The sequence below is a fragment of the Gaiella sp. genome (assembly GCF_035710885.1).
In the GTDB taxonomy this organism is placed as follows: domain Bacteria; phylum Actinomycetota; class Thermoleophilia; order Gaiellales; family Gaiellaceae; genus Gaiella.
This window is the reverse complement of the sequence record NZ_DASTCS010000009.1, coordinates 29,696-47,598: the sequence shown is the minus strand read 5'-3', so window position 1 is coordinate 47,598 and position 17,903 is coordinate 29,696. Positions and strand designations below refer to the sequence as shown.

Sequence of the window (17,903 nt, the reverse complement as noted above, 5' to 3'; positions counted from 1 at the left end):
AGGAGAAGGGAACGCGTGACCGAGTACGAGATCCTGTTGCTGCTGGACCCCGAGCTCGCCGAGGAGAAGCAGGCCGAGATCGTGGGGCGGGTGCGCACCCTCGTCGAGCAGGGAGGCGGGACGTTCGAGCGCCACGATGCGTGGGGCCGGCGCAAGCTCGCCTACCCGATCGACAAGAAGGAAGAGGGCACGTACCACCTGCTGAGCTTCTCGGCGGGAACGGAGACGCTGGACGAGCTCTCCCGCGTGCTGAAGATCGACGACGACGTGCTGCGGCACATGGCGACACGTCGCCTCGAGGGAGGTCCGTCCGAGCCAATAGCGGTGGGCGCCCCGATCGGCGACCATGCCGAGGCAGAGCCCGTGGACGCCCCCGAGGAGGAGTAGCGATGGCAGCCATCAACCGTGTCGTGCTCGTCGGCAACCTGACGAAAGACCCCGAGCTGCGGCACACGCCGTCCGGGACCGCCGTCTGCAACCTGCGCCTCGCCGTCAACACACGGCGCAAGGACGAGACGGGTCAGTGGGTCGACAAGCCGAACTACTTCGACATCACGGTCTGGGGCAACCAGGGCGAGCGCTGCGCCCAGTACCTCTCGAAGGGGCGGCCCGTGGGCGTCGACGGCCGTCTCGAGTGGCGTGAGTGGGAGACCCCGGAAGGGAACAAGCGCCAGGCCGTGGAGGTCGTGGCCGACACGGTGCAGTTCCTCGGAAGCCGCGGCGACGGCGAGGGCAGCGGCGGCGGGTACATCCCCGCGGACGCCACTCCGACCCCTGCAGGCGACTTCCCCACGTCCCCGACCGACGACGACATCCCCTTCTAGGAGGCCCTCGATGGCGACGAAGACCCAACCGCGCAAGCGGCCGGGGACCGGGGCGACCGGCGGCCGGCGCAAGAGCTGCCACTTCTGCAAGGACAAGGTCGCAGAGGTGGACTACAAGAACGTCAACCAACTTCGGCGGTACATCTCCGAGAAGGGCAAGATCCGCAACCGCCGGATCACCGGCGCGTGCCGCCGGCACCAGCGGCAGGTCGCGGTCGCGGTCAAGCGGGCCCGCGAGATGGCACTGCTGCCGTACGTCCAGGGGTCGTGATGGAGGTCATCCTCAGGCACGACGTCGAGAAGCTCGGCCTGAAGGGCGAGGTCGTCGACGTGAAGCGCGGGTACGCGCGCAACTTCCTGCTGCCGAGGCAGCTCGCCGAGGTCGCGACCCCCGGCCGCGTCGCCGAGCTCGAGCGGATCGAGGCGGAGCGCGCCCGGCACGAGGCGCGGTCGGCCGAGCAGGCGGCCGACATCGCCGCGACGCTGACGAAGACCGTCCTCCGCTTCGAGGTCAAGGCGGGACCGACCGGGGCGCTCTTCGGCTCCGTGACCCCGACGGACATCGCGGAGGAGCTGTGGCGGACGCGGAAGGTCCGCGTCGACCGGCGCAAGATCGACATCGACGTGATCAAGCGGATCGGACGCTTCACGATCCCCGTCCACGTCTTCGAGGGCGTGACCGCCGAGGTGAAGACCATCGTCGTGCCCGAGGGCGGCGATCTCCCGCCGGAGGAGGAGCTGGCCGCGCTCGAGGCCGCCGAGAGGGCGGAGGCCGAGGCCGCCGCGCGCGCACACGAGGAAGCCGTGCGGGCGACCGAGGCTGCGCTCGCCGAGGAGGAGGCAGCTCTGGAGGCCGACCGCGAGGCGGAGGCGGAGACCGAGCCCGCGGCCGAGCCGGCCGACGAGGCCGAGCCGGAGTGACGAGGGGGCCCAGCGGGGCCCCCTTTTCGTCCACAGGAGCGTCCACACCGTCCACAGCGCTCCGCCGAGCGCTGTGGACGGGTCCGCCGAAATCTCCGCACGGAGCGACATTCGCTCGGCGCCGACTCCGGCGCCTTCCGGGGAGAACCGTGTCCGGCGCTGGGGATAGAATGGGAACATGCGTTCCGTTCTCCCTGCTCCCGGGGGGAGCCGTTTCGGGCGTGCGGCTCCTCTGGGCATGTCTGCTGGCGACGGCTTTGATGCACCGAGATGAGCACCGTGCAAGCGCCGCCGTCGGCTCTCGTGCCGCCGCAGAACCTCGAGGCCGAGGAGGCCGTGCTCGGCGCGATGCTCCTCTCCGAGACGGCGATCGGCGCGGTCACCGAGATCCTCGATGCCTCCCACTTCTACCGCGGCTCGCACGGGACGATCTACCGCGCGTGCCTCGGGCTGTGGGGCAAGGGCGAGCCGGTCGACGCGATCACGCTCGCGAACGAGCTCGAGGAGCGCGGCGAGCTCGAGTCCATCGGCGGCAGCGCGCGCGTCGCGGAGCTTGCCGCGCTCGTCTCCGCGACGGCGAACGTCGAGCACTACGCGCGAATCGTCAAGGAGAACTCGACGCTCCGTGGGCTCATCCAGGCGGGACAGGAGATCACCCGGCTCGGTCACGAGCGCCTCGGCGAGACGGCCCAGCTGGTCGACCGGGCAGAGCAGATCGTGTTCGACCTCGCCCAGCAACGCCTGACAGGGGACTTCGCGCACATCGGGCCGCTCCTCACGGAGAGCTTCGAGCGCATCACGAAGCTGTACGAGGCCGGCGCAGAGGTCACCGGGATCCCGTCCGGCTTCCGTGACCTCGACCGACTGACGTCGGGGTTCCAGCCGGGGAACCTGGTCATCCTCGCCGCGCGCCCGTCGATGGGCAAGTCGGCCCTCGCGCTCTGCATCGGCGCGAACCTCGGAGTCCGGAGCTCCACGCCCGTCGCGCTGTTCACCCTCGAGATGTCCAAGGCCGAGGTCACCCAGCGCCTCATGTGCAGCGAGGCGAAGGTGGAGTCGGACCGCGTCCGGTCGGGGAAGCTCACGCAGGAGGACTGGCCTCGCCTCACGGCGGCGTGCGACAAGCTCATGAAGGCGCCCATCTACGTCGACGACACGGGCTCGATCACGATGATGGAGCTCCGCTCGAAGGCCCGGCGGCTGAAGGCCCGCGAGCCCGCCCTGGGGCTGATCATCGTCGACTACCTGCAGCTGATGACCTCCGGCGGGACCGCCGAGAACCGTGTCCAGGAGGTCTCGCAGATCTCCCGGAACCTCAAGGTGCTCGCCCGCGACCTCGACGTCCCGATCCTGGCCCTCTCGCAGCTCTCGCGGGCGGTCGAGCAGCGTCATGACAAGCGGCCGATCCTCTCCGACCTGCGCGAGTCCGGATCGATCGAGCAGGACGCGGACCTCGTCTTCTTCGTCTACCGCGACGAGTACTACAACGGCGAGGAGTCGGACCAGCAGGGCCTCGCCGAGCTGATCCTCGCGAAGCACCGAAACGGCCCGACCGACGCGATCAAGCTGAGCTTCCTGCGACGCTACGCGAAGTTCGCCGACCTCGCTGGCGCGGCCGCGTAGCCCCGGGCACGCCTCACGCTCTCAGTCCCACGCGCGGGTCGGCGAACGCGCGAACGCCGCCTCGATCGACGCCACGGTCCCCGCCACGAGGGCGGCGGCGTCGAAGACGTGGCCGGTGCCGCTGCCGAGTGGCCCGGATCGACCCGCGCCGCGCTCCAGGGCCTGCCGTGCGAAGTGCTCGACGTAGTCGACCTCGCCGGCGATCCGCTCGTACGGCAGCGCCCCCGAGCCGGTGTCGATGTCGTGCAGCGTTCGCCACTCGCGCGTGCCGTCGACGAGCACCGGGCAGCGCCATTCGACGCGCCTCTTGCCGTGCACCCGGGCGACGGCCTCGGCGTGGTGCACGAGCGTGACCGTGTCGAGCGGTGCTCCGAGGAGCACCACCTGCCCCGAGCGCTCCACCACCCGTGCGTACGGCGTCCCCTCCCCGTACGCGTCGTCGAGCGGGTGCGGCAGGGTGATCTCGCGCCCGCCCGGCCCGACGGCAGCGATCCCTGCCTCGGGATGACCGGAGTGAACTGCGCCGGGCCACGTCCGCAATGCCTCGGCCACGCGTCCGTGGTCGCGCCTGGCTCTGGCGACCGCGGGGTCGTACGCGGGGTGCTCGGCGAGGATCAGCTCCCGGTCGGCTTGCGCCAACGCATCGAGGTCGTCCGGCGGCGCGTCCTCCCACCCGGTGTACGCCACGAGCGTGCCGGCCGGGCCGACGACGTCGAGCAGCGCCCGGATCACGGTCTCTGCACCGCCCACCACGGTTCCGAGCGCCGACATGCGACAGTGGACGAATGCGATGGCTCCGGGGCGGACGCCGAGCGCCCCCAGGTCGCGCGCGAGCAGCGTCCGTCCGACGAGCACGAGACGAGGGTAGACGGTCGATGCCACGATCTCGCCGCGCGCGCGGGACCCGGGGGGCCGCGGCGCATGCGAGAATGACGCACGTGCCCGCGACCGTGATCGTCGGGGCGCAGTGGGGCGACGAGGGGAAGGGGAAGATCGTCGACCTGCTCGCCCAGGAGTCCGACCTCGTCTGCCGCTACCAGGGCGGCCCGAACGCCGGGCACACGATCGTCGTCGAGGGCGAGACGTACAAGATCCGCGCGATCCCGTCCGGAATCGTCGCCGGCGTGGCCAGCGCCATCGGGGCGGGCTGCGTGGTCGACCCCGCGGTGCTGATCCAGGAGCTGGACGATCTCGAGGCGCGCGGACACCGCACGGACGGGCTCGTCTTCGTGTCCGGGAACGCGCACCTGATCATGCCCTGGCACGTCGCCCTGGACGGCGCCCGCGAGCGGCGTCTCGGCAAGCTGCAGATCGGGACGACCCGACGTGGGATCGGTCCCGCATACGCCGACAAGGCGACCCGGATCGGGATCCGCGTGCAAGACCTGCTCGATCCGAAGATCCTGCGCGAGAAAGTCGAACTGGCGGCGGGCGAGAAGAACGTGTGGCTCGAGCGCGTCTACGGCATCGACCCGTTCGACGTCGAGGAGGTCGTGACGCAGACGCTGGCACACGCCGAGCGCCTCGCGCCCTACGTGGCCGACACGTCGCTACTCGTCGATCGCGCGCTCCGCGACGACCGGCGTGTGCTCTTCGAGGGGGCGCAGGGGACGCTGCTCGACCTCGACCACGGGACGTACCCCTTTGTCACGTCGTCGAGCCCGATCGCGGCCGGGGCGGCCGTGAGCTTCGGCATCGGCCCCCAGCGGATCGACGAAGTCGTCGGCGTCTCGAAGGCGTACGTCACGCGCGTGGGCGAAGGGCCGTTTCCGAGCGAGATCGACGGTCCCGCGCAGGACCGGGTGCGGGAGATCGGCGGCGAGTTCGGCACCGTGACGGGTCGCGAGCGGCGCTGCGGCTGGCTCGACCTCGTCGCGCTCCGCTTTGCGGTGCGGGTCAACGGGATCACCTCGCTGGCGCTCACGAAGCTCGACGTCCTCTCGGAGTTCGACGAGATCCCGCTGTGCGTGCGGTACCGCCTGCCCGACGGGTCCGAGACCGAGGACTTCCCGGCCCACCAGTCCGACTTCCACCACTGCGCACCCGTGTTCGAGACCCTGCCCGGGTGGCGCGAGAAGCTCGAGGGCCCGGCGCTGCCTGCCGCGGCAGCCGACTACGTCGCGTTCGTCTCGGAGGCGCTGACGGTCCCCGTGACGATCGTCGGCACGGGCGCGGCGCGGGACGCGGTGCTCGCGCTGCAGCCCTGACGACCACGCCGCTGCGGGACTGCAGGCCTCGCCGGACGTACCGGGCGCGCGTGGCGGGCTCGAACGTCGTCCCGGGCCGGGGCCACGGCCTGCTGCGCCACGCGGTCGACCGCAGGTCCGGGTCGTAGACTCGCCTGCGTGCGCGTCCTTCTCGTCGGCTCGGGGGGTCGTGAGCACGCGCTCGCCTGGCGGATCGCGTCCTCACCGGCTCTCACGGATCTGCACGCGGCGCCCGGGAACCCGGGGATCGCCACGCTCGCGACCTGCCATCCGATCGCCGCGGACGACGCCGACGGTCTGCTCGGGCTTGCGCGGTCGCTCGCGATCGACCTGGTCGTCGTCGGCCCGGAGGCGCCCCTCGTCGCGGGCGTGGCAGACACGCTTCGGCACGCGGGGATCTCCGTCTTCGGCCCGTCCGCGGCCGCGGCCCGCATCGAGGGCTCGAAGAGGTTCGCCAAGGAAGTGATGGCCGCCGCGGGCGTGCCGACGGCTGCGCTGCTCGACGTGCCGCGTGCGCCGTGCGTCGTCAAGGCCGACGGTCTTGCGGCGGGCAAGGGCGTGCTCGTCTGCCGTACGAACGTGGAGCTCGAGGCCGGCCTCGACGCGGCCCGTGAGTTCCACGGCGCGGTGCTCGTCGAGGAGCTGCTCGAGGGCTCGGAGCTGTCGATCCTCGCGGTCTGCGACGGCGCGGGTGCGTTGCCGCTCGCCCCCGCGAGGGACTTCAAGCGGGCCTACGACGGCGACGAGGGGCCGAACACGGGCGGCATGGGCTCGTTCGCGCCTGTCCCGGGCATCGACGGCCACGCGCTCTCCGGCCTGCTCGAGACGTGCATCCAGCCGGTCCTCGACGAGCTCGCACTGCGTGGCACGCCGTTCGTCGGCACCCTCTTCGCCGGCCTCATGCTCACGGCCGACGGGCCGCGTGTGCTCGAGTACAACTGCCGGTTCGGCGATCCGGAGACGCAGTCCGTCCTGCCGCTCGTCGAGGGCGACCTGCTGGGCGCGCTGGCGGCGGCCGCGAGCGGATCCCTGGGCGCCATCTCGCTCGGTCGCGTCGAGGGGGCCGCGGTCACCGTCGTGCTCGCCGCGGGCGACTACCCCGAAGCCTCGGACCGCGGGACGCCGATCGACGGCGTCGCCGATGCCGAGGCCACGGGCGCGCTCGTCTTCCAGGCCGGCACCGCCCTCCACGACGGGCGGCTCGTCACGAACGGCGGCCGCCTGCTGGGCGTCACGGCGACGGGACCGACGGTCGCAGCGGCACGGGGTCGCGCATACGCCGCTGCCGACCTGGTCCGCATCCCGGGCGCACGACGGCGGGAGGACATCGCGCTGGCGGCCGCCGCTGCGGCGTGAGGATTCGCAAAGAGCGCTCTTCCTCTGGGGCACCCCAACCCACCACCCACTTTCGATTCTATCGTCCAGACAGGCAACGAATGTGGAGAAACAGAGGCAGCATCGTGCCGACTTCGTCACGGGGTACGGCCGGGCGGCACATCTAGAATGACCTCGTGATCGCTCGCTACGCCCGTCCCGCCATGACACGGATCTGGTCGGACGAGGCGCGGCTGGCGCGGATGCTCGAGGTCGAGCTCGCCGCGCTCGACGGTTGGAGCGCCCTCGGCGTCGTTCCGTCCGACGCGGTCGAGCGGCTGAGGTCGGCGGCCCGGGCGCCGACGCCCGAGCGCGTCGCCGAGCTCGAGCGAGAGACGAATCACGACGTTGCCGCGTTCGTCGATGCGGTTGCGGAGACACTCGGCGACGACGGGCGGTGGCTCCACTACGGGCTCACGTCGTCGGACGTACTCGACACCGCGCTCTCACTCACCGTGCAGGAGGCCGGCACGCTCCTCCTGGAGGGGCTGGAGCGCGCGTTCCGCGCCGTGGTCACGCGAGCCGAGGAGCACCGCGACACGCTCTGCATGGGCCGTACCCACGGCGTTCATGCCGAGCCCACCACCTTTGGTCTGAAGCTCGCCGGATGGGCGTTCGGGCTGGAGCGCGACAGAGGGAGGGTCGAGCGCGCGCTCGCCGGGCTGCGGGTCGGGAAGCTGTCGGGCGCGGTCGGCCAGTACGCCGCGATCGACCCCGAGGTCGAGCGGATCGCCTGCGAGCGGCTCGGGCTGGAGCCTGTACCGAGCTCGACACAGATCCTGCAGCGCGACCGTCACGCCGAGCTGCTCACCTCCCTGGCCGTCCTGGCCTCGTCGCTGGACCGGTTTGCGACCGAGATCCGCCACCTCGCCCGGACCGAGGTCCGCGAGGTCGAGGAGCCGTTCGGACGGGCGCAAAAGGGCTCTTCCGCGATGCCGCACAAGCGCAACCCCATCACCGCGGAGCGGATCTGCGGGCTGGCGCGGGTCGTCAGAGCCAATGCGCTCGTGGGGCTGGAGAACGTCGCGCTCTGGCACGAGCGCGATATCTCCCACTCGTCGGCGGAGCGGGTCGTGCTCCCCGACTCCTTCCTCGCGATCGACTACATGCTCGACCGATTCGCGTGGCTCGTCGAGGGCCTTGTCGTCCGTCCGGAACGGATGCGCGCGAACGTCGAGTCGAGCCACGGGCTCTTCTTCAGCCAGCGGCTGCTGTCGGCGCTTGTCGCGAGCGGGCTCCCCCGCGACGCGGCCTACCGGCTCGTCCAGCGCCACGCGATGCGGGCCTGGGACGAGGAGCTCGACTTCCGCGAGCTCGCGCGATCGGACACCGAGATCGCGGGCCGCGTCGACCTGGACGGTGTCTTCGCCGTGGACGCCTACACCGCGCACGTCGACACCGTGCTCGACCGGCTGCGGATGCTCGTCGCCACGCGCGAGGCCGCCGTCCATGCCTGAGCTCCTGCACGTCGGCAGCGGCAAGGTGCGTGAGCTCTACGCCCTCGGGGAGGGCCGCCTGCTCCTCGTCGCCACGGATCGCATCTCGACGTACGACGTCGTGCTCCCGACCGAGATCCCCGACAAGGGTCGCGTGCTGACGGGCCTCTCCGCGTTCTGGTTCGCGCGCACCCGGCACATCGTCCCCAACCATTTCGTGGCGCTCCGGGCTGACGGGCGGTCGCTCGAGTGTCGGCGGCTGGAGATGCTGCCGGTCGAGTTCGTCGTCCGCGGGTATCTCGCCGGCTCGGGCTGGACTGACTACTGCGAGACAGGGGCGATCTCGGGCCACCAGCTGCCAGCTCGCCTGCGGGAATCCGAGCGACTCCCGGAGCCTCTCGTGACTCCGGCCACGAAGGCGACCGAGGGCCACGACTTGAACATCACCGAGGCCGCGGCCGAGGAGCTCTGCGGCGGGGAGCGGTACGCGGCGGCGCGTGCGGCAGCGCTCTCCCTGTATCGCTTCGCGGCCATCCACGCCGAGGAGCGGGGGATCCTGCTCGCGGACACGAAGCTCGAGTTCGGGGTCGACGGCGAGGGGGTGGTCACGCTCGCCGACGAGGCGCTGACACCGGACTCGTCTCGGTTCTGGCCCGCGCGGGGGCACTCAGCGGGACAGCCCCAGCAGTCGTTCGACAAGCAGTACGTCCGCGACTGGTGCCTGCGAACGGGCTGGAACCGCACCGCTCCCGGGCCCGTGCTGCCGCCGGACGTCGTCGCCGGCACGCGGGCCCGCTACGTCGAGGCGTTCGAGCTTCTCACCGGCACGCCCTTCGACAGGTACCTCGAGAGCCCCGAGGTCGTGCTCTGAGGCTCACGGTGCTGATCCGGCCGAAGGCGGGGATCCTCGATCCCCAGGGCGAGGCCGTCCAGGCGTCACTCGCGACGCTCGGCTTCTCGGTGACGAGCGCGAGGGTCGGCAGGCTCGTCGACCTGGAGGTCGCTGCCGAGAACGTCGAGGCCGCGCGCGCTGAGGTCGAGCGGATGTGCGCCGAGCTTCTCGCCAACCCGCTGATCGAGAGCTTCGAGATCATCGCGGAGGCGCCGTGAACGAGGCGCGGCCCCGGATCGCCGTGATCACCTTTCCCGGCTCGAACGACGACGGCGACGCACGCTTGGCGCTCGAGCACCTCGGCGCTGAGGCCGTCCCGGTCTGGCATGCGGCGAACGAGCTCCCGGAAGACGTCGGGGGGGTCGTCCTCCCGGGCGGCTTCTCGTACGGCGACTACCTGCGCTGCGGCGCCCTCGCCCGTCTCGCCCCCGTCATGGGCTCCGTGCGCGCGTTCGCGGCTGACGGTGGGCCGGTGCTCGGGATCTGCAACGGCTTTCAGATCCTGTGCGAAGCCGGGCTGCTCCCGGGCGTGCTCCGGGCCAACAGACAGCTCGAGTTCCTCTGCGCCGATGCGGCCGTCACGGTCGAGTCCGACGCGACGCCCTTCACCTCCGCCTGTGTCCCCGGGGAGGAGCTCGTGATCCCCATCAAGCACGGCGAAGGAAACTGGGCGTCCGACGACCGGCTGTACGCCGACGTCGTGACGCGGGGCCAGGTCGTCCTGCGCTACACGGAGGACGTCAACGGCTCGCGGGACCGGGTCGCGGGCATCGCGAGCGAGGACGGCAACGTCCTCGGCCTCATGCCACACCCCGAGCACGCGGTCGACCCGCTCCTCGGCCCGACCGGCGGAGCGCCCCTCCTGCAGGGGCTGATCGCGGCGGCGCGCGAACGTGTTACCGACTACGCCCTCGGCGGCCCCTGACGCCGCCGTCGATCCGGGTCACCTGGACATACCGACCTCCTGCAGCGTCCGTCGGAGCTCGGGAGCCCGCTCGAGCACGACGCCCAGCTTCGCCAGGTCGCGCACGCGCAGCGTGACCGGCCCACGCCTCACGGCTCCCCCGCTGCCGTAGGAGAACCGCACGAGCCGCTCCCCGGCGCCGGACTCGAGCAGCTCGACCCGGGTCGTGAATCGCTTCTCCCCGGCGCGCTGCGGGATCGACACCTCCTCCACGCTCGTGGCCTTCCCCCAGGGTGTCGTCACCGTCGCCATGAGAGACAACATAGCCGCCGATGTGTAACCCGTCCGTGCCGAGATCGCGCCGACTCTGCGACGATTCGCTCGTGCTCGAGCTCTGGCAGGCGGAGTGGTGCCCGTACTCGCACCGTGTGCGCCTCCGCTTGACGGAGCTCCGGGTCGACTGGATCGCGCGCACGATCCCGCTCGACCGCGACGAGCGCGGCGCGATGGAGGCGGCCACCGGGATCCGCTCGATTCCGACGCTCGTCGACGGGGACGAGGTGGTGCACGGCGCGGACGAGATCATCGAGTACCTCGACGGACACCACGCCGAGCCGCGCGACGCCGGTCGTCACCGCGCCCAGATGCGCGCCGAGTGGCCGCACTGGCTCGACCTCGAAGGCTCGCGCTAGGTCTGTCTCGACCTGAGGCGGGTTGGCGGGCGACACCCGAGGTGAGACCATCACTCGATGAACCACCTCCCGGTCGGCACGGTCACGTTCCTGTTCACCGACGTCGAGGGATCGACAGGCGTGCTCCGACGCCTCGGCCCCGCCTACGGCGACGTCCTCGTCCGTCATCGCGAGCTGATCCGCGGAGCCGTCGACGCGCACGGCGGTCACGAGGTCGACACCCAGGGCGAGGGGTTCTTCGTCGCCTTCGAGCGAGCCAAGGACGCGGTGGCGGCCGCCGTCACGGCGCAGCAGGAGCATCGGACCGAACAGTGGCCCGAGGGCGGCTGCCTCGCCGTGCGGATGGGGATGCACACCGCCGAGCCCGAGCTCGGAACGAGCGGCTACTTCGGGATGGGCGTCCATCGGGCCGCCCGGATCTGCTCCGTCGGGCACGGGGGCCAGATCCTGCTCTCCCGATCCACCGCCGGCCTCGTCGACGAGGACGAGGTTCCCGGTCTCGAGCTTCGTGATCTCGGCGAGCACGTCCTCAAGGATCTGGTACGGCGAGAGCGCATCTACCAGCTGGTCTCACCGGGACTGCGCGAGCAGTTCCCGCCGCTGCGCTCCATGAGCGAGCTCGCGCGAAACGCCGAACGTCTCCCGACCGGGACGGTGACCTTCTTCGTCACGGATATCGTCGGATCGCGCGCGCTGATGCGCTCGCTCGGGCTGGCGCGCTACAGCATCATGCTCGAGCGCTACGAGGACACCGTGCGCTCGGTGGTGGCGGCACACGACGGGCGCGTGTTCGAGTTCGTCGGGGACTCGTTCATCGGCGCGTTCTCGGGGGCTCGCGACGCGGTTCTGGCCGCGGTCGCGACGATGGCGGCGCTCGGGGCATCCGACTGGCCGGAGGGTGGGCGACCGGAGGTCCAGCTCGGCCTCCACACCGGTGAGGCCGAGCGTTGGCGCTCGGGATACGTCGGCTTCGGCCTCATCCGCGCGCTCCGTGTCTGTGACGCGGCGCGTGGGGGACAGATCGTCGTCTCTCCGACGACGGAGAGCGTTGTCGCGGGACTCGACCTGTACGGAGTCGACCTGCGAGCGCTCCCGGAACGCCGGCTCGAGGACTTCGACCGTCCCGTCGTGCTCTACGAGGCCGCCGGCCGGTCATAGAGTTGGCGCGCGTCCGGCCCGTCCCGGCGCTCGACGACGCGGAAGCGGCTGCACACCACGAGCGTGTCGTCGTCGATCTCGACCGGGGGGTCACCGAGCGCGGCGGTCATCTCCGGGCTCGTGAAGAAGCGGAGGTGGGCGTCGCGCCACTGCTCGAGCGTCTCGAAGCCCTCACCCTCGTCGATTGCGAACTCGAGGTCGACATCAGCCAGCCGCTTGACCTCCACCCCCGTCGTCTCGAGGACTGCGACACCGCGATCCGCCGAGTCGACCACCAGCTCTCGTTGCCCAACTGCCTCGACGGGCGTCCCCTTCCTGAGGTACTCCTCGTAGAGCCCGGTCGTGGACGTTTTCTCGCCTCGCAGGATCGCGGCGACGAGGCGATCGCGCAGCGGCCCGGGGAAGCCGAACTCCGCCAGAGGGAGACCGTCGACCGCCACGCGTCGATCGTATGCTGGCCGCGTGCACGACGTCGTGATCGTCGGGGCCGGGTCAGCGGGGTGCGTGCTCGCCGCCCGCCTCAGCGAAGATCCGCAGACGAGCGTGCTCCTGCTCGAGGCGGGCCCGACCGACCGGCGCCTCCACATCCGGATTCCCGCGGCGTTCTCGAAGCTCTATCGCTCACCCGTCGACTGGGGCTACGACACGGTGCCGCAGTCGGAGCTCGACGGGCGACGGGTCGTTTTCCCCCGGGGCAAGGTGCTCGGTGGCTCCTCCTCGATCAACGCCATGATGGCCATCAGGGGCCACAGCTCCGACCACGACTCCTGGCCGACGGGGTGGAGCTGGCGGGAGGTTGCCGCGGGCTACCGCCGCAGCGATCCGCACTTCCCGCGCGCGATCCAGCGAAGCCCGAGCCGCCTGACGCTCGACTTCGTCGAGTCGGCCGTCTCGACGGGCATCCCGCGAGCCGCCGATCTCAACGCCGCGGAGAACGCCGGGGTCGGGCTCACGCCGGTCTCGATCCTCCGCGGGCGCCGTCACAGCGTGGCGGACGGGTACCTGCGGCCCGCCATGCGCCGCCCCAACCTGACCGTCGTGACCGAGGCGCACACCACACGCCTGATCGTCGAGCGGGGCCGGGCTCGAGGAGTCGCGTACCGGCTGGGCGAAGCCGGGCACGAGGTGGAGGCGCAGGCGGTTCGCGAGGTCGTGCTCGCGGCCGGGGCGATCGACTCGCCGAAGCTGCTCCTGCTCTCCGGGATCGGGCCGCCCGAGGAGCTCGAGCGGCACGGGATCACGACCCTTCTCCCGCTCAGCGGCGTGGGACGCAACCTCCGGGACCATCTCGCGAACGGGGTGCTCGCGACCGTCCACGCGGAGACGCTGTTCAGCGCCGAGCGGCCGCGCCACGTCGTCGCCTGGCTCGCCCGCGGGCGCGGCCCGCTGACCTCCAACGTGGCGGAGGCGGCTGCGTTCGTCCGCGTCGGCTCGGCAGCATCCGGGCCCGACCTCGAGCTGCTGTTCGCACCCGTGCTGTTCGAGGAGGAAGGAACGGTCCCGCCCTCTGAGGACGGAGTCACCCTCGCGACGGTGCTCCTGCAGCCCGCCAGCGTCGGGGAGGTGCGCCTCGCCTCTGCAGACCCGCTCGATCCGCCCGAGATCGACCCGCGCTACCTCAGCGATGCGGACGGCCACGACGCGCGGATGCTGCTCGACGGGATCCGGCTCGCACGGCGGATCCTCGCGGAGCGGCCGCTCGCCCGGCACGTCACCGGTGAGCTCCTGCCGGGCCCCGACGCGACGGACGACGATGCCCTCCGGGCACATCTGCGCGCCCGCTCGCAGACGCTGTACCACCCGGTGGGCACCTGCCGCATGGGCTGGGACGACCAGGCCGTGGTGACACCGGATCTCCGCGTCCGCGGCCTCGAGGGCGTGCGGGTGGTCGACGCCTCGGTGATCCCCGCCCTCCCGCGGGGTCACACCAACTGGCCGACCGTGATGGTCGCCGAGCGGGCTGCCGAGCTGATGCGCTCGTCGTGACGGGCGAAGCGCCCGTCCTCTGCTGCCCGGACAAGTTTCGCGGCAGCCTCACCGCGCAGGAGGCGGCCGCGGCCCTTGCGCTCGGCGTGGAGCGGGCCGGCCGGACGGCCGTCGGGCTGCCGCTCGCGGACGGAGGGGAGGGGACGCTGGACGTGCTCTGCCCTGCCGCCTCCGAACGCCACTCGGCCCGCGTCACGGGCCCGCTCGGCGCGCGCACCGACGCGGAGTGGGGCGTGCGCGGCGAGACCGCCGTCGTCGAGATGGCCCGTGCGAGCGGCCTCGCGCTCGTGGAGGGAGCCAACGACCCGTTGCGCGCGACGACGGTCGGCACGGGCGAGCTGATCCGTGCCGCGCTCGATTCCGGCGTGCGGCGCGTGATCGTCGCGGTCGGCGGCTCTGCCACGGTCGACGGTGGGCTCGGCGCGCTGGAGGCCCTCGAGTTCGACCTCGGCGGGGTCGAGGTCGTCGTCGCGTGCGACGTCTCGACGACCTTCGTCGACGCCGCGCGGGTCTTCGGCCCGCAGAAGGGGGCGGACGACGATGGGGTCGCGGAGCTCGAACGGCGGCTCGAGCAGCTTGCCGAGCGGTACCGCGCGGCGCGCGGGATCGACGTCAGCACGCTTCCCGGCTCCGGCGCCGCCGGCGGGCTCGCGGGCGGGCTCGCGGCGATCGGCGCGAAGCTCGTCCCGGGGGCGGCGCTCGTCGCGGACGCGGTCGGGCTCGGGCGGGCGGTCGCGTCCGCATCGCTCGTCATGACCGGTGAGGGCCGCCTCGACGCCACGTCGCTCGCGGGGAAGGTGGTGGGGCACGTGCTGCACGAGGCACGCGAGGTCGGAACACCCGCCGCGCTCGTCGTGGGCGACGCCGAGCCGTCCGCCGTGCCCGACGGGGTGCGGTGCCTCACCCTGGTCGCGCTCGCCGGCTCGGCGGAAGCGGCGCAGCGCGAAGCGAGGCGCTTCGCAGCCGAGGCGGCCGAAACGCTCGCCCGCCGCTGAGGCAAAGAGGGGGGTTGACGCGCACCTGCGGTGCGGAGAACCGCACCGCTTCCGGGCGTGCGCGTCGCGAGCCTGGAAGTACGACTTCGAGGCGACCCAGGGAGATCAGCCATGTCACAGCTCATCAGCGGACGCGCCATGCGCACGGCCGCCGCACCCGAGATCCTCGTCTTTCCCGGAGACCCTTCGTGGGACCAGGCACGGACGGCGTGGAACCTCGCCGTCGACCAGCGCCCGGCGGCCGTCGCGCTGCCCGAGACCGTCGACGACGTCGTCGCCGCGGTCGACTACGCGCGCGAGCTCGGGCTACGGGTCGCCGTCCAGGCAACCGGGCACGGCGCCGGTGCCCCCCTCGATGGGGCACTGCTCGTGAACACGGCGCGCATGACAGGAGTCGAGATCGACGCCGGGTCGCGCGTCGCCCGCGTCGCTTCCGGGACGATCTGGATGGACGTCGTGGACGGAGCGGTCGAGCACGGCCTCACCGCGCTCCACGGCTCGTCCCATGACGTGGGCGTGGTCGGGTACTCGCTCGGCGGAGGGATCGGCTGGATGGCCCGCAAGCACGGGCTCTCCTCGTCCAGCGTGCTCGCTGCGGAGGTCGTGACCGCCGACGGCGAGGTCGTCCGCGCGGACGCGGACACGAACCCCGACCTCTTCTGGGCCCTCCGGGGCGGAGGCGGCGGTGTGGGCGTGGTGACCGAGATCGAGATCGCCCTGTACCCGGTCACCGAGGCGTTCGCGGGATGGCTCGCCTGGCCGGTGGAGCGGGCGGGCGAGGTGCTCGGCGCCTGGGCCGAGTGGACCCGGGGCGCGCCCGACGAGGTGACATCGGTCGGCCGCCTGCTCCAGGTGCCGCCTTCGCCCCACGTTCCCGAGCCGCTGCGTGGCCGCCAGCTGGCCGTCGTCGAGGCCGCCCACCTGGGCGACGAGCCCTCAGGCCGCGAGCTCCTCCGTCCCCTGCTCGAGCTCGGTCCCGAGCTGGACACGTTCGCCATGGTGCCCGCCCGGGGCCTGACCGAGCTCCACCGGGATCCTCCCGGCCCGGCTCCGGGACGCGGAGCGGGGTGGATGCTGGACGCGCTCGACCCCGCAGCGGCGAGGGCGATCGTCGACGCCGCCGCGATGGACGGCACGGCGCCGCTCGTCTCGCTCGAGATCAGGCACCTCGGCGGCGCGCTCGGCCGTCCCGACCCGAACGGGGGCGCGCTGACACATCTCGAGCCGCCCTACGTGATGCAGTCCGTCGGCATCCCGACGGATGCCGAGGCCGTGGCGAAGATCGACGAGCGGATCGCCGTCGTCCGCGAGGCGACGGAGCCGTGGCGGTCGCGCCGGGCATTCCTCAACTTCGCGGAGCGCGGCGTCGACCCGGACGCGTTCCACGCGCCGGGCATCCGGCGGCGCCTGGAGGCGCTCCGCGCGGAGCTCGACCCGGACGGGATGTTCCGTCCGAAGCACGCGACCGGCTGAGTGGGAGAGCGGCGGAGCGTGCTCCCCGCTCTCACTCGTCTTCCTCGGCTGCCTCGTCCTCGGCGAGCAGCCGGTAGAGGCTGCGGCGCGCGTCCCGCAGGACGGCCTGGGCCGCCTCGAGCTGGGACGCGGAGCCGGCCTGGGCGACCTGGCGGGTCGCGGCGAGCACCTGGTGCACGAGCTCGCGGAGCGCGACGAGCGCCTCGTCGTTCTCGCCTGCGGCCGCCGTCCACGGCGGCGCGGTCGCCGCGGTGGCCTGCTCGCGCCCGGCGTCCGTCAGCTCGTAGACCCGCTTGCCCGAGTCGGACGCGGTCTCGCGCACGAGCTCCTCGTCCTCGAGCTGCTGGAGTGTCGGGTACACCGACCCGGGGCTCGGCCGCCAGGCGCCGCCCGTCCGCTCGGTGAGCTCCTGGATGATCTGGTAGCCGTGCATCGGCTGCTCGGCGAGCAGTGCGAGGATCGCCGCGCGGATGTCTCCGCGCCCGGCGCGCCTGCCGAAGGCATACCCCGGCCCGAAGGAGCGGTGGCGTCGCCTGCGGTGGTGGCCGCCGCTCATGAAGCGGGCGCGCTCGTCCCGGCCACAACGTGCCGAGGTGATTGCGAATGTCGACATGGCTCCTCCATGTGTAGCTGTATCGCGATATATCGTAACACATCGTTCAGGCGGGTGTGGTACACCATCCGGGTGGACGAGCCGAGGCCTCTCGACGAGCGCGGGGTCACGCGCCGTGGCTCGCTGCTGCGGCTGGGAGGCCTGGCGGCGGGCGTTGTCGGCGCGGTCGGCTGGGCACATGAGCGCGCTGAGGCGTCGGGCCGCTCCGGCTCCGGCCCCGCCGCCGTCGCGGCCGGACTCGTCACGTGCGTCCTCTCACCCGAGCAGACCGAGGGGCCGTTCTTCACGGAGAACGACAGGATCCGGCGCGACGTGCGCGACGGCCGGCCGGGCGTGCCGCTGTCGCTGCGCGCCGGGGTGCTCGACGTCTCCACGTGCAAGCCGATCCCCGGCGCGCTGGTGGACATCTGGCACTGCGACGCCGGCGGCACGTACTCCGGGTTCGCCCAGGAGGGAACAGCGGGAGCGCGGTTCCTGCGGGGCATCCAGCGCACCGACCGCAACGGCGTCGCGATCTTCCGCACGATCTACCCGGGGTGGTACCCCGGTCGTACCGTTCACATCCACGTCCGCGTCTACGTCGGCGGGGACATCGTGCACACCGGCCAGCTGTACTTTCCCGACGCGCTCACCGACGCCGTCTTCCGTCGCGTGCCGTACAGCCGCCGCCCTGCCCGCACGACCCGGAACCCGAGCGATGCCCTCTACCGGAACGGCGGCAGCCGCTCGCTGCTGAAGCTCACACGGAACGTGACGGGGTACGCGGCCCGGATCACGATGGGCGTCCAGCTGCGCTGAACGCGCC

General features: G+C 72.1%; 21 protein-coding genes. 17 read left to right on the top strand and 4 right to left on the bottom strand.

Annotated elements, in window-relative coordinates; genetic code table 11:
* Positions 1-15 precede the first annotated feature (15 nt).
* The 5 genes from rpsF to dnaB all read left to right on the top strand — a co-directional run bounded on the left by rpsF (position 16) and on the right by dnaB (position 3,368).
* Positions 16-387, top strand: a complete 372-nt coding sequence (gene rpsF / locus VFO26_RS02470; protein WP_325113292.1) for a 30S ribosomal protein S6 — start codon at positions 16-18, stop codon at positions 385-387.
* A gap of 2 nt (positions 388-389) precedes the next feature.
* The gene (locus tag VFO26_RS02465; RefSeq protein WP_325113291.1) at positions 390-824 is read left to right on the top strand and encodes a single-stranded DNA-binding protein; all 435 of its coding nucleotides are present in this window, start codon (positions 390-392) and stop codon (positions 822-824) included.
* 10 nt (positions 825-834) lie between these two features.
* On the top strand, positions 835-1,095 hold the full coding sequence (gene rpsR / locus VFO26_RS02460; protein ID WP_325113290.1) for a 30S ribosomal protein S18: 261 nt from the start codon (positions 835-837) through the stop codon (positions 1,093-1,095).
* Positions 1,095-1,745 (top strand): 50S ribosomal protein L9, encoded by a 651-nt coding sequence (rplI, locus tag VFO26_RS02455; RefSeq protein ID WP_325113289.1) that lies wholly within the window; start codon positions 1,095-1,097, stop codon positions 1,743-1,745. The genes rpsR and rplI overlap by 1 nt, the downstream gene beginning before the upstream one ends.
* A gap of 270 nt (positions 1,746-2,015) precedes the next feature.
* Positions 2,016-3,368, top strand: coding sequence for a replicative DNA helicase (gene dnaB, locus VFO26_RS02450; protein WP_325113288.1), 1,353 nt, complete (start codon positions 2,016-2,018; stop codon positions 3,366-3,368).
* A 21-nt stretch (positions 3,369-3,389) separates the two neighbouring features.
* Here dnaB and aac(3) read toward each other — a convergent pair whose 3' ends face one another.
* Entirely contained in the window at positions 3,390-4,223 is an 834-nt protein-coding gene (aac(3), locus tag VFO26_RS02445) for an aminoglycoside 3-N-acetyltransferase (protein ID WP_325113287.1), read from the bottom strand.
* A gap of 83 nt (positions 4,224-4,306) precedes the next feature.
* Here aac(3) and VFO26_RS02440 point away from each other — a divergent pair, with 83 nt between their 5' ends.
* From VFO26_RS02440 to purQ, 6 genes are all read left to right on the top strand, one after another.
* A complete protein-coding gene (locus tag VFO26_RS02440; protein WP_325113286.1) occupies positions 4,307-5,575 on the top strand; it encodes an adenylosuccinate synthase in 1,269 nt (422 codons plus the stop codon).
* A gap of 138 nt (positions 5,576-5,713) precedes the next feature.
* On the top strand, positions 5,714-6,931 hold the full coding sequence (gene purD, locus VFO26_RS02435) for a phosphoribosylamine--glycine ligase (protein WP_325113285.1): 1,218 nt from the start codon (positions 5,714-5,716) through the stop codon (positions 6,929-6,931).
* A 155-nt stretch (positions 6,932-7,086) separates the two neighbouring features.
* Entirely contained in the window at positions 7,087-8,406 is a 1,320-nt protein-coding gene (gene purB, locus VFO26_RS02430) for an adenylosuccinate lyase (protein ID WP_325113284.1), read from the top strand.
* A complete protein-coding gene (locus tag VFO26_RS02425) occupies positions 8,399-9,256 on the top strand; it encodes a phosphoribosylaminoimidazolesuccinocarboxamide synthase (RefSeq protein WP_325113283.1) in 858 nt (285 codons plus the stop codon). The genes purB and VFO26_RS02425 overlap by 8 nt, the downstream gene beginning before the upstream one ends.
* Positions 9,257-9,264: 8 nt before the next feature.
* Entirely contained in the window at positions 9,265-9,495 is a 231-nt protein-coding gene (gene purS / locus VFO26_RS02420) for a phosphoribosylformylglycinamidine synthase subunit PurS (RefSeq protein ID WP_325113282.1), read from the top strand.
* Entirely contained in the window at positions 9,492-10,202 is a 711-nt protein-coding gene (gene purQ / locus VFO26_RS02415; RefSeq protein WP_325113281.1) for a phosphoribosylformylglycinamidine synthase subunit PurQ, read from the top strand. The genes purS and purQ overlap by 4 nt, the downstream gene beginning before the upstream one ends.
* A gap of 18 nt (positions 10,203-10,220) precedes the next feature.
* On the opposite strand, the gene VFO26_RS02410 is transcribed toward purQ, so the two are convergent.
* Positions 10,221-10,493 (bottom strand): hypothetical protein, encoded by a 273-nt coding sequence (locus tag VFO26_RS02410; protein WP_325113280.1) that lies wholly within the window; start codon positions 10,491-10,493, stop codon positions 10,221-10,223.
* A 71-nt stretch (positions 10,494-10,564) separates the two neighbouring features.
* Between VFO26_RS02410 and VFO26_RS02405 the strand changes: the two genes are divergently transcribed.
* Together VFO26_RS02405 and VFO26_RS02400 are read left to right on the top strand one after the other, a co-directional pair.
* Complete coding sequence (locus VFO26_RS02405) at positions 10,565-10,873, top strand: glutathione S-transferase N-terminal domain-containing protein (RefSeq protein WP_325113279.1); 309 nt, start codon at positions 10,565-10,567, stop codon at positions 10,871-10,873.
* 57 nt (positions 10,874-10,930) lie between these two features.
* Positions 10,931-12,031: an adenylate/guanylate cyclase domain-containing protein gene (locus VFO26_RS02400; protein WP_325113278.1), complete on the top strand. Its 1,101-nt coding sequence runs from the start codon at positions 10,931-10,933 to the stop codon at positions 12,029-12,031.
* On the opposite strand, the gene VFO26_RS02395 is transcribed toward VFO26_RS02400, so the two are convergent.
* The gene (locus tag VFO26_RS02395; RefSeq protein ID WP_325113277.1) at positions 12,007-12,471 is read right to left on the bottom strand and encodes an ASCH domain-containing protein; all 465 of its coding nucleotides are present in this window, start codon (positions 12,469-12,471) and stop codon (positions 12,007-12,009) included. The genes VFO26_RS02400 and VFO26_RS02395 overlap by 25 nt on opposite strands.
* 22 nt (positions 12,472-12,493) lie before the next feature.
* Between VFO26_RS02395 and VFO26_RS02390 the strand changes: the two genes are divergently transcribed.
* From VFO26_RS02390 to VFO26_RS02380, 3 genes are all read left to right on the top strand, one after another.
* The gene (locus VFO26_RS02390; RefSeq protein WP_325113276.1) at positions 12,494-14,017 is read left to right on the top strand and encodes a GMC family oxidoreductase; all 1,524 of its coding nucleotides are present in this window, start codon (positions 12,494-12,496) and stop codon (positions 14,015-14,017) included.
* Positions 14,014-15,012: a glycerate kinase gene (locus VFO26_RS02385; RefSeq protein WP_325113275.1), complete on the top strand. Its 999-nt coding sequence runs from the start codon at positions 14,014-14,016 to the stop codon at positions 15,010-15,012. Before VFO26_RS02390 ends, VFO26_RS02385 begins: the two co-directional genes overlap by 4 nt.
* Positions 15,013-15,123: 111 nt before the next feature.
* Positions 15,124-16,485, top strand: coding sequence for an FAD-binding oxidoreductase (locus tag VFO26_RS02380; protein ID WP_325113274.1), 1,362 nt, complete (start codon positions 15,124-15,126; stop codon positions 16,483-16,485).
* 31 nt (positions 16,486-16,516) lie between these two features.
* Here VFO26_RS02380 and VFO26_RS02375 read toward each other — a convergent pair whose 3' ends face one another.
* On the bottom strand, positions 16,517-17,098 hold the full coding sequence (locus VFO26_RS02375; protein ID WP_325113273.1) for a PadR family transcriptional regulator: 582 nt from the start codon (positions 17,096-17,098) through the stop codon (positions 16,517-16,519).
* Positions 17,099-17,170: 72 nt separating this feature from the next.
* On the opposite strand from VFO26_RS02375, the gene VFO26_RS02370 reads away from it, so the two are divergent.
* Positions 17,171-17,896 carry an intradiol ring-cleavage dioxygenase gene (locus tag VFO26_RS02370; protein WP_325113272.1) on the top strand — a complete coding sequence of 242 codons (726 nt, stop codon included), beginning with the start codon at positions 17,171-17,173 and terminating at the stop codon, positions 17,894-17,896.
* Positions 17,897-17,903 lie beyond the last annotated feature (7 nt).

Excerpts from the sequence above, each read along its gene's own strand:
- VFO26_RS02465 (WP_325113291.1), top strand. The coding sequence starts at position 390 with ATGGCAGCCATCAACCGTGTCGTGCTCGTCGGCAACCTGACGAAAGAC.
- rpsR (WP_325113290.1), top strand. The coding sequence starts at position 835 with ATGGCGACGAAGACCCAACCGCGCAAGCGGCCGGGGACCGGGGCGACC.
- rplI (WP_325113289.1), top strand. The coding sequence starts at position 1,095 with ATGGAGGTCATCCTCAGGCACGACGTCGAGAAGCTCGGCCTGAAGGGC.
- dnaB (WP_325113288.1), top strand. The coding sequence starts at position 2,016 with ATGAGCACCGTGCAAGCGCCGCCGTCGGCTCTCGTGCCGCCGCAGAAC.
- VFO26_RS02425 (WP_325113283.1), top strand. The coding sequence starts at position 8,399 with ATGCCTGAGCTCCTGCACGTCGGCAGCGGCAAGGTGCGTGAGCTCTAC.
- VFO26_RS02410 (WP_325113280.1), bottom strand. The coding sequence starts at position 10,493 with ATGGCGACGGTGACGACACCCTGGGGGAAGGCCACGAGCGTGGAGGAG.
- VFO26_RS02400 (WP_325113278.1), top strand. The coding sequence starts at position 10,931 with ATGAACCACCTCCCGGTCGGCACGGTCACGTTCCTGTTCACCGACGTC.
- VFO26_RS02380 (WP_325113274.1), top strand. The coding sequence starts at position 15,124 with ATGTCACAGCTCATCAGCGGACGCGCCATGCGCACGGCCGCCGCACCC.
- VFO26_RS02375 (WP_325113273.1), bottom strand. The coding sequence starts at position 17,098 with ATGTCGACATTCGCAATCACCTCGGCACGTTGTGGCCGGGACGAGCGC.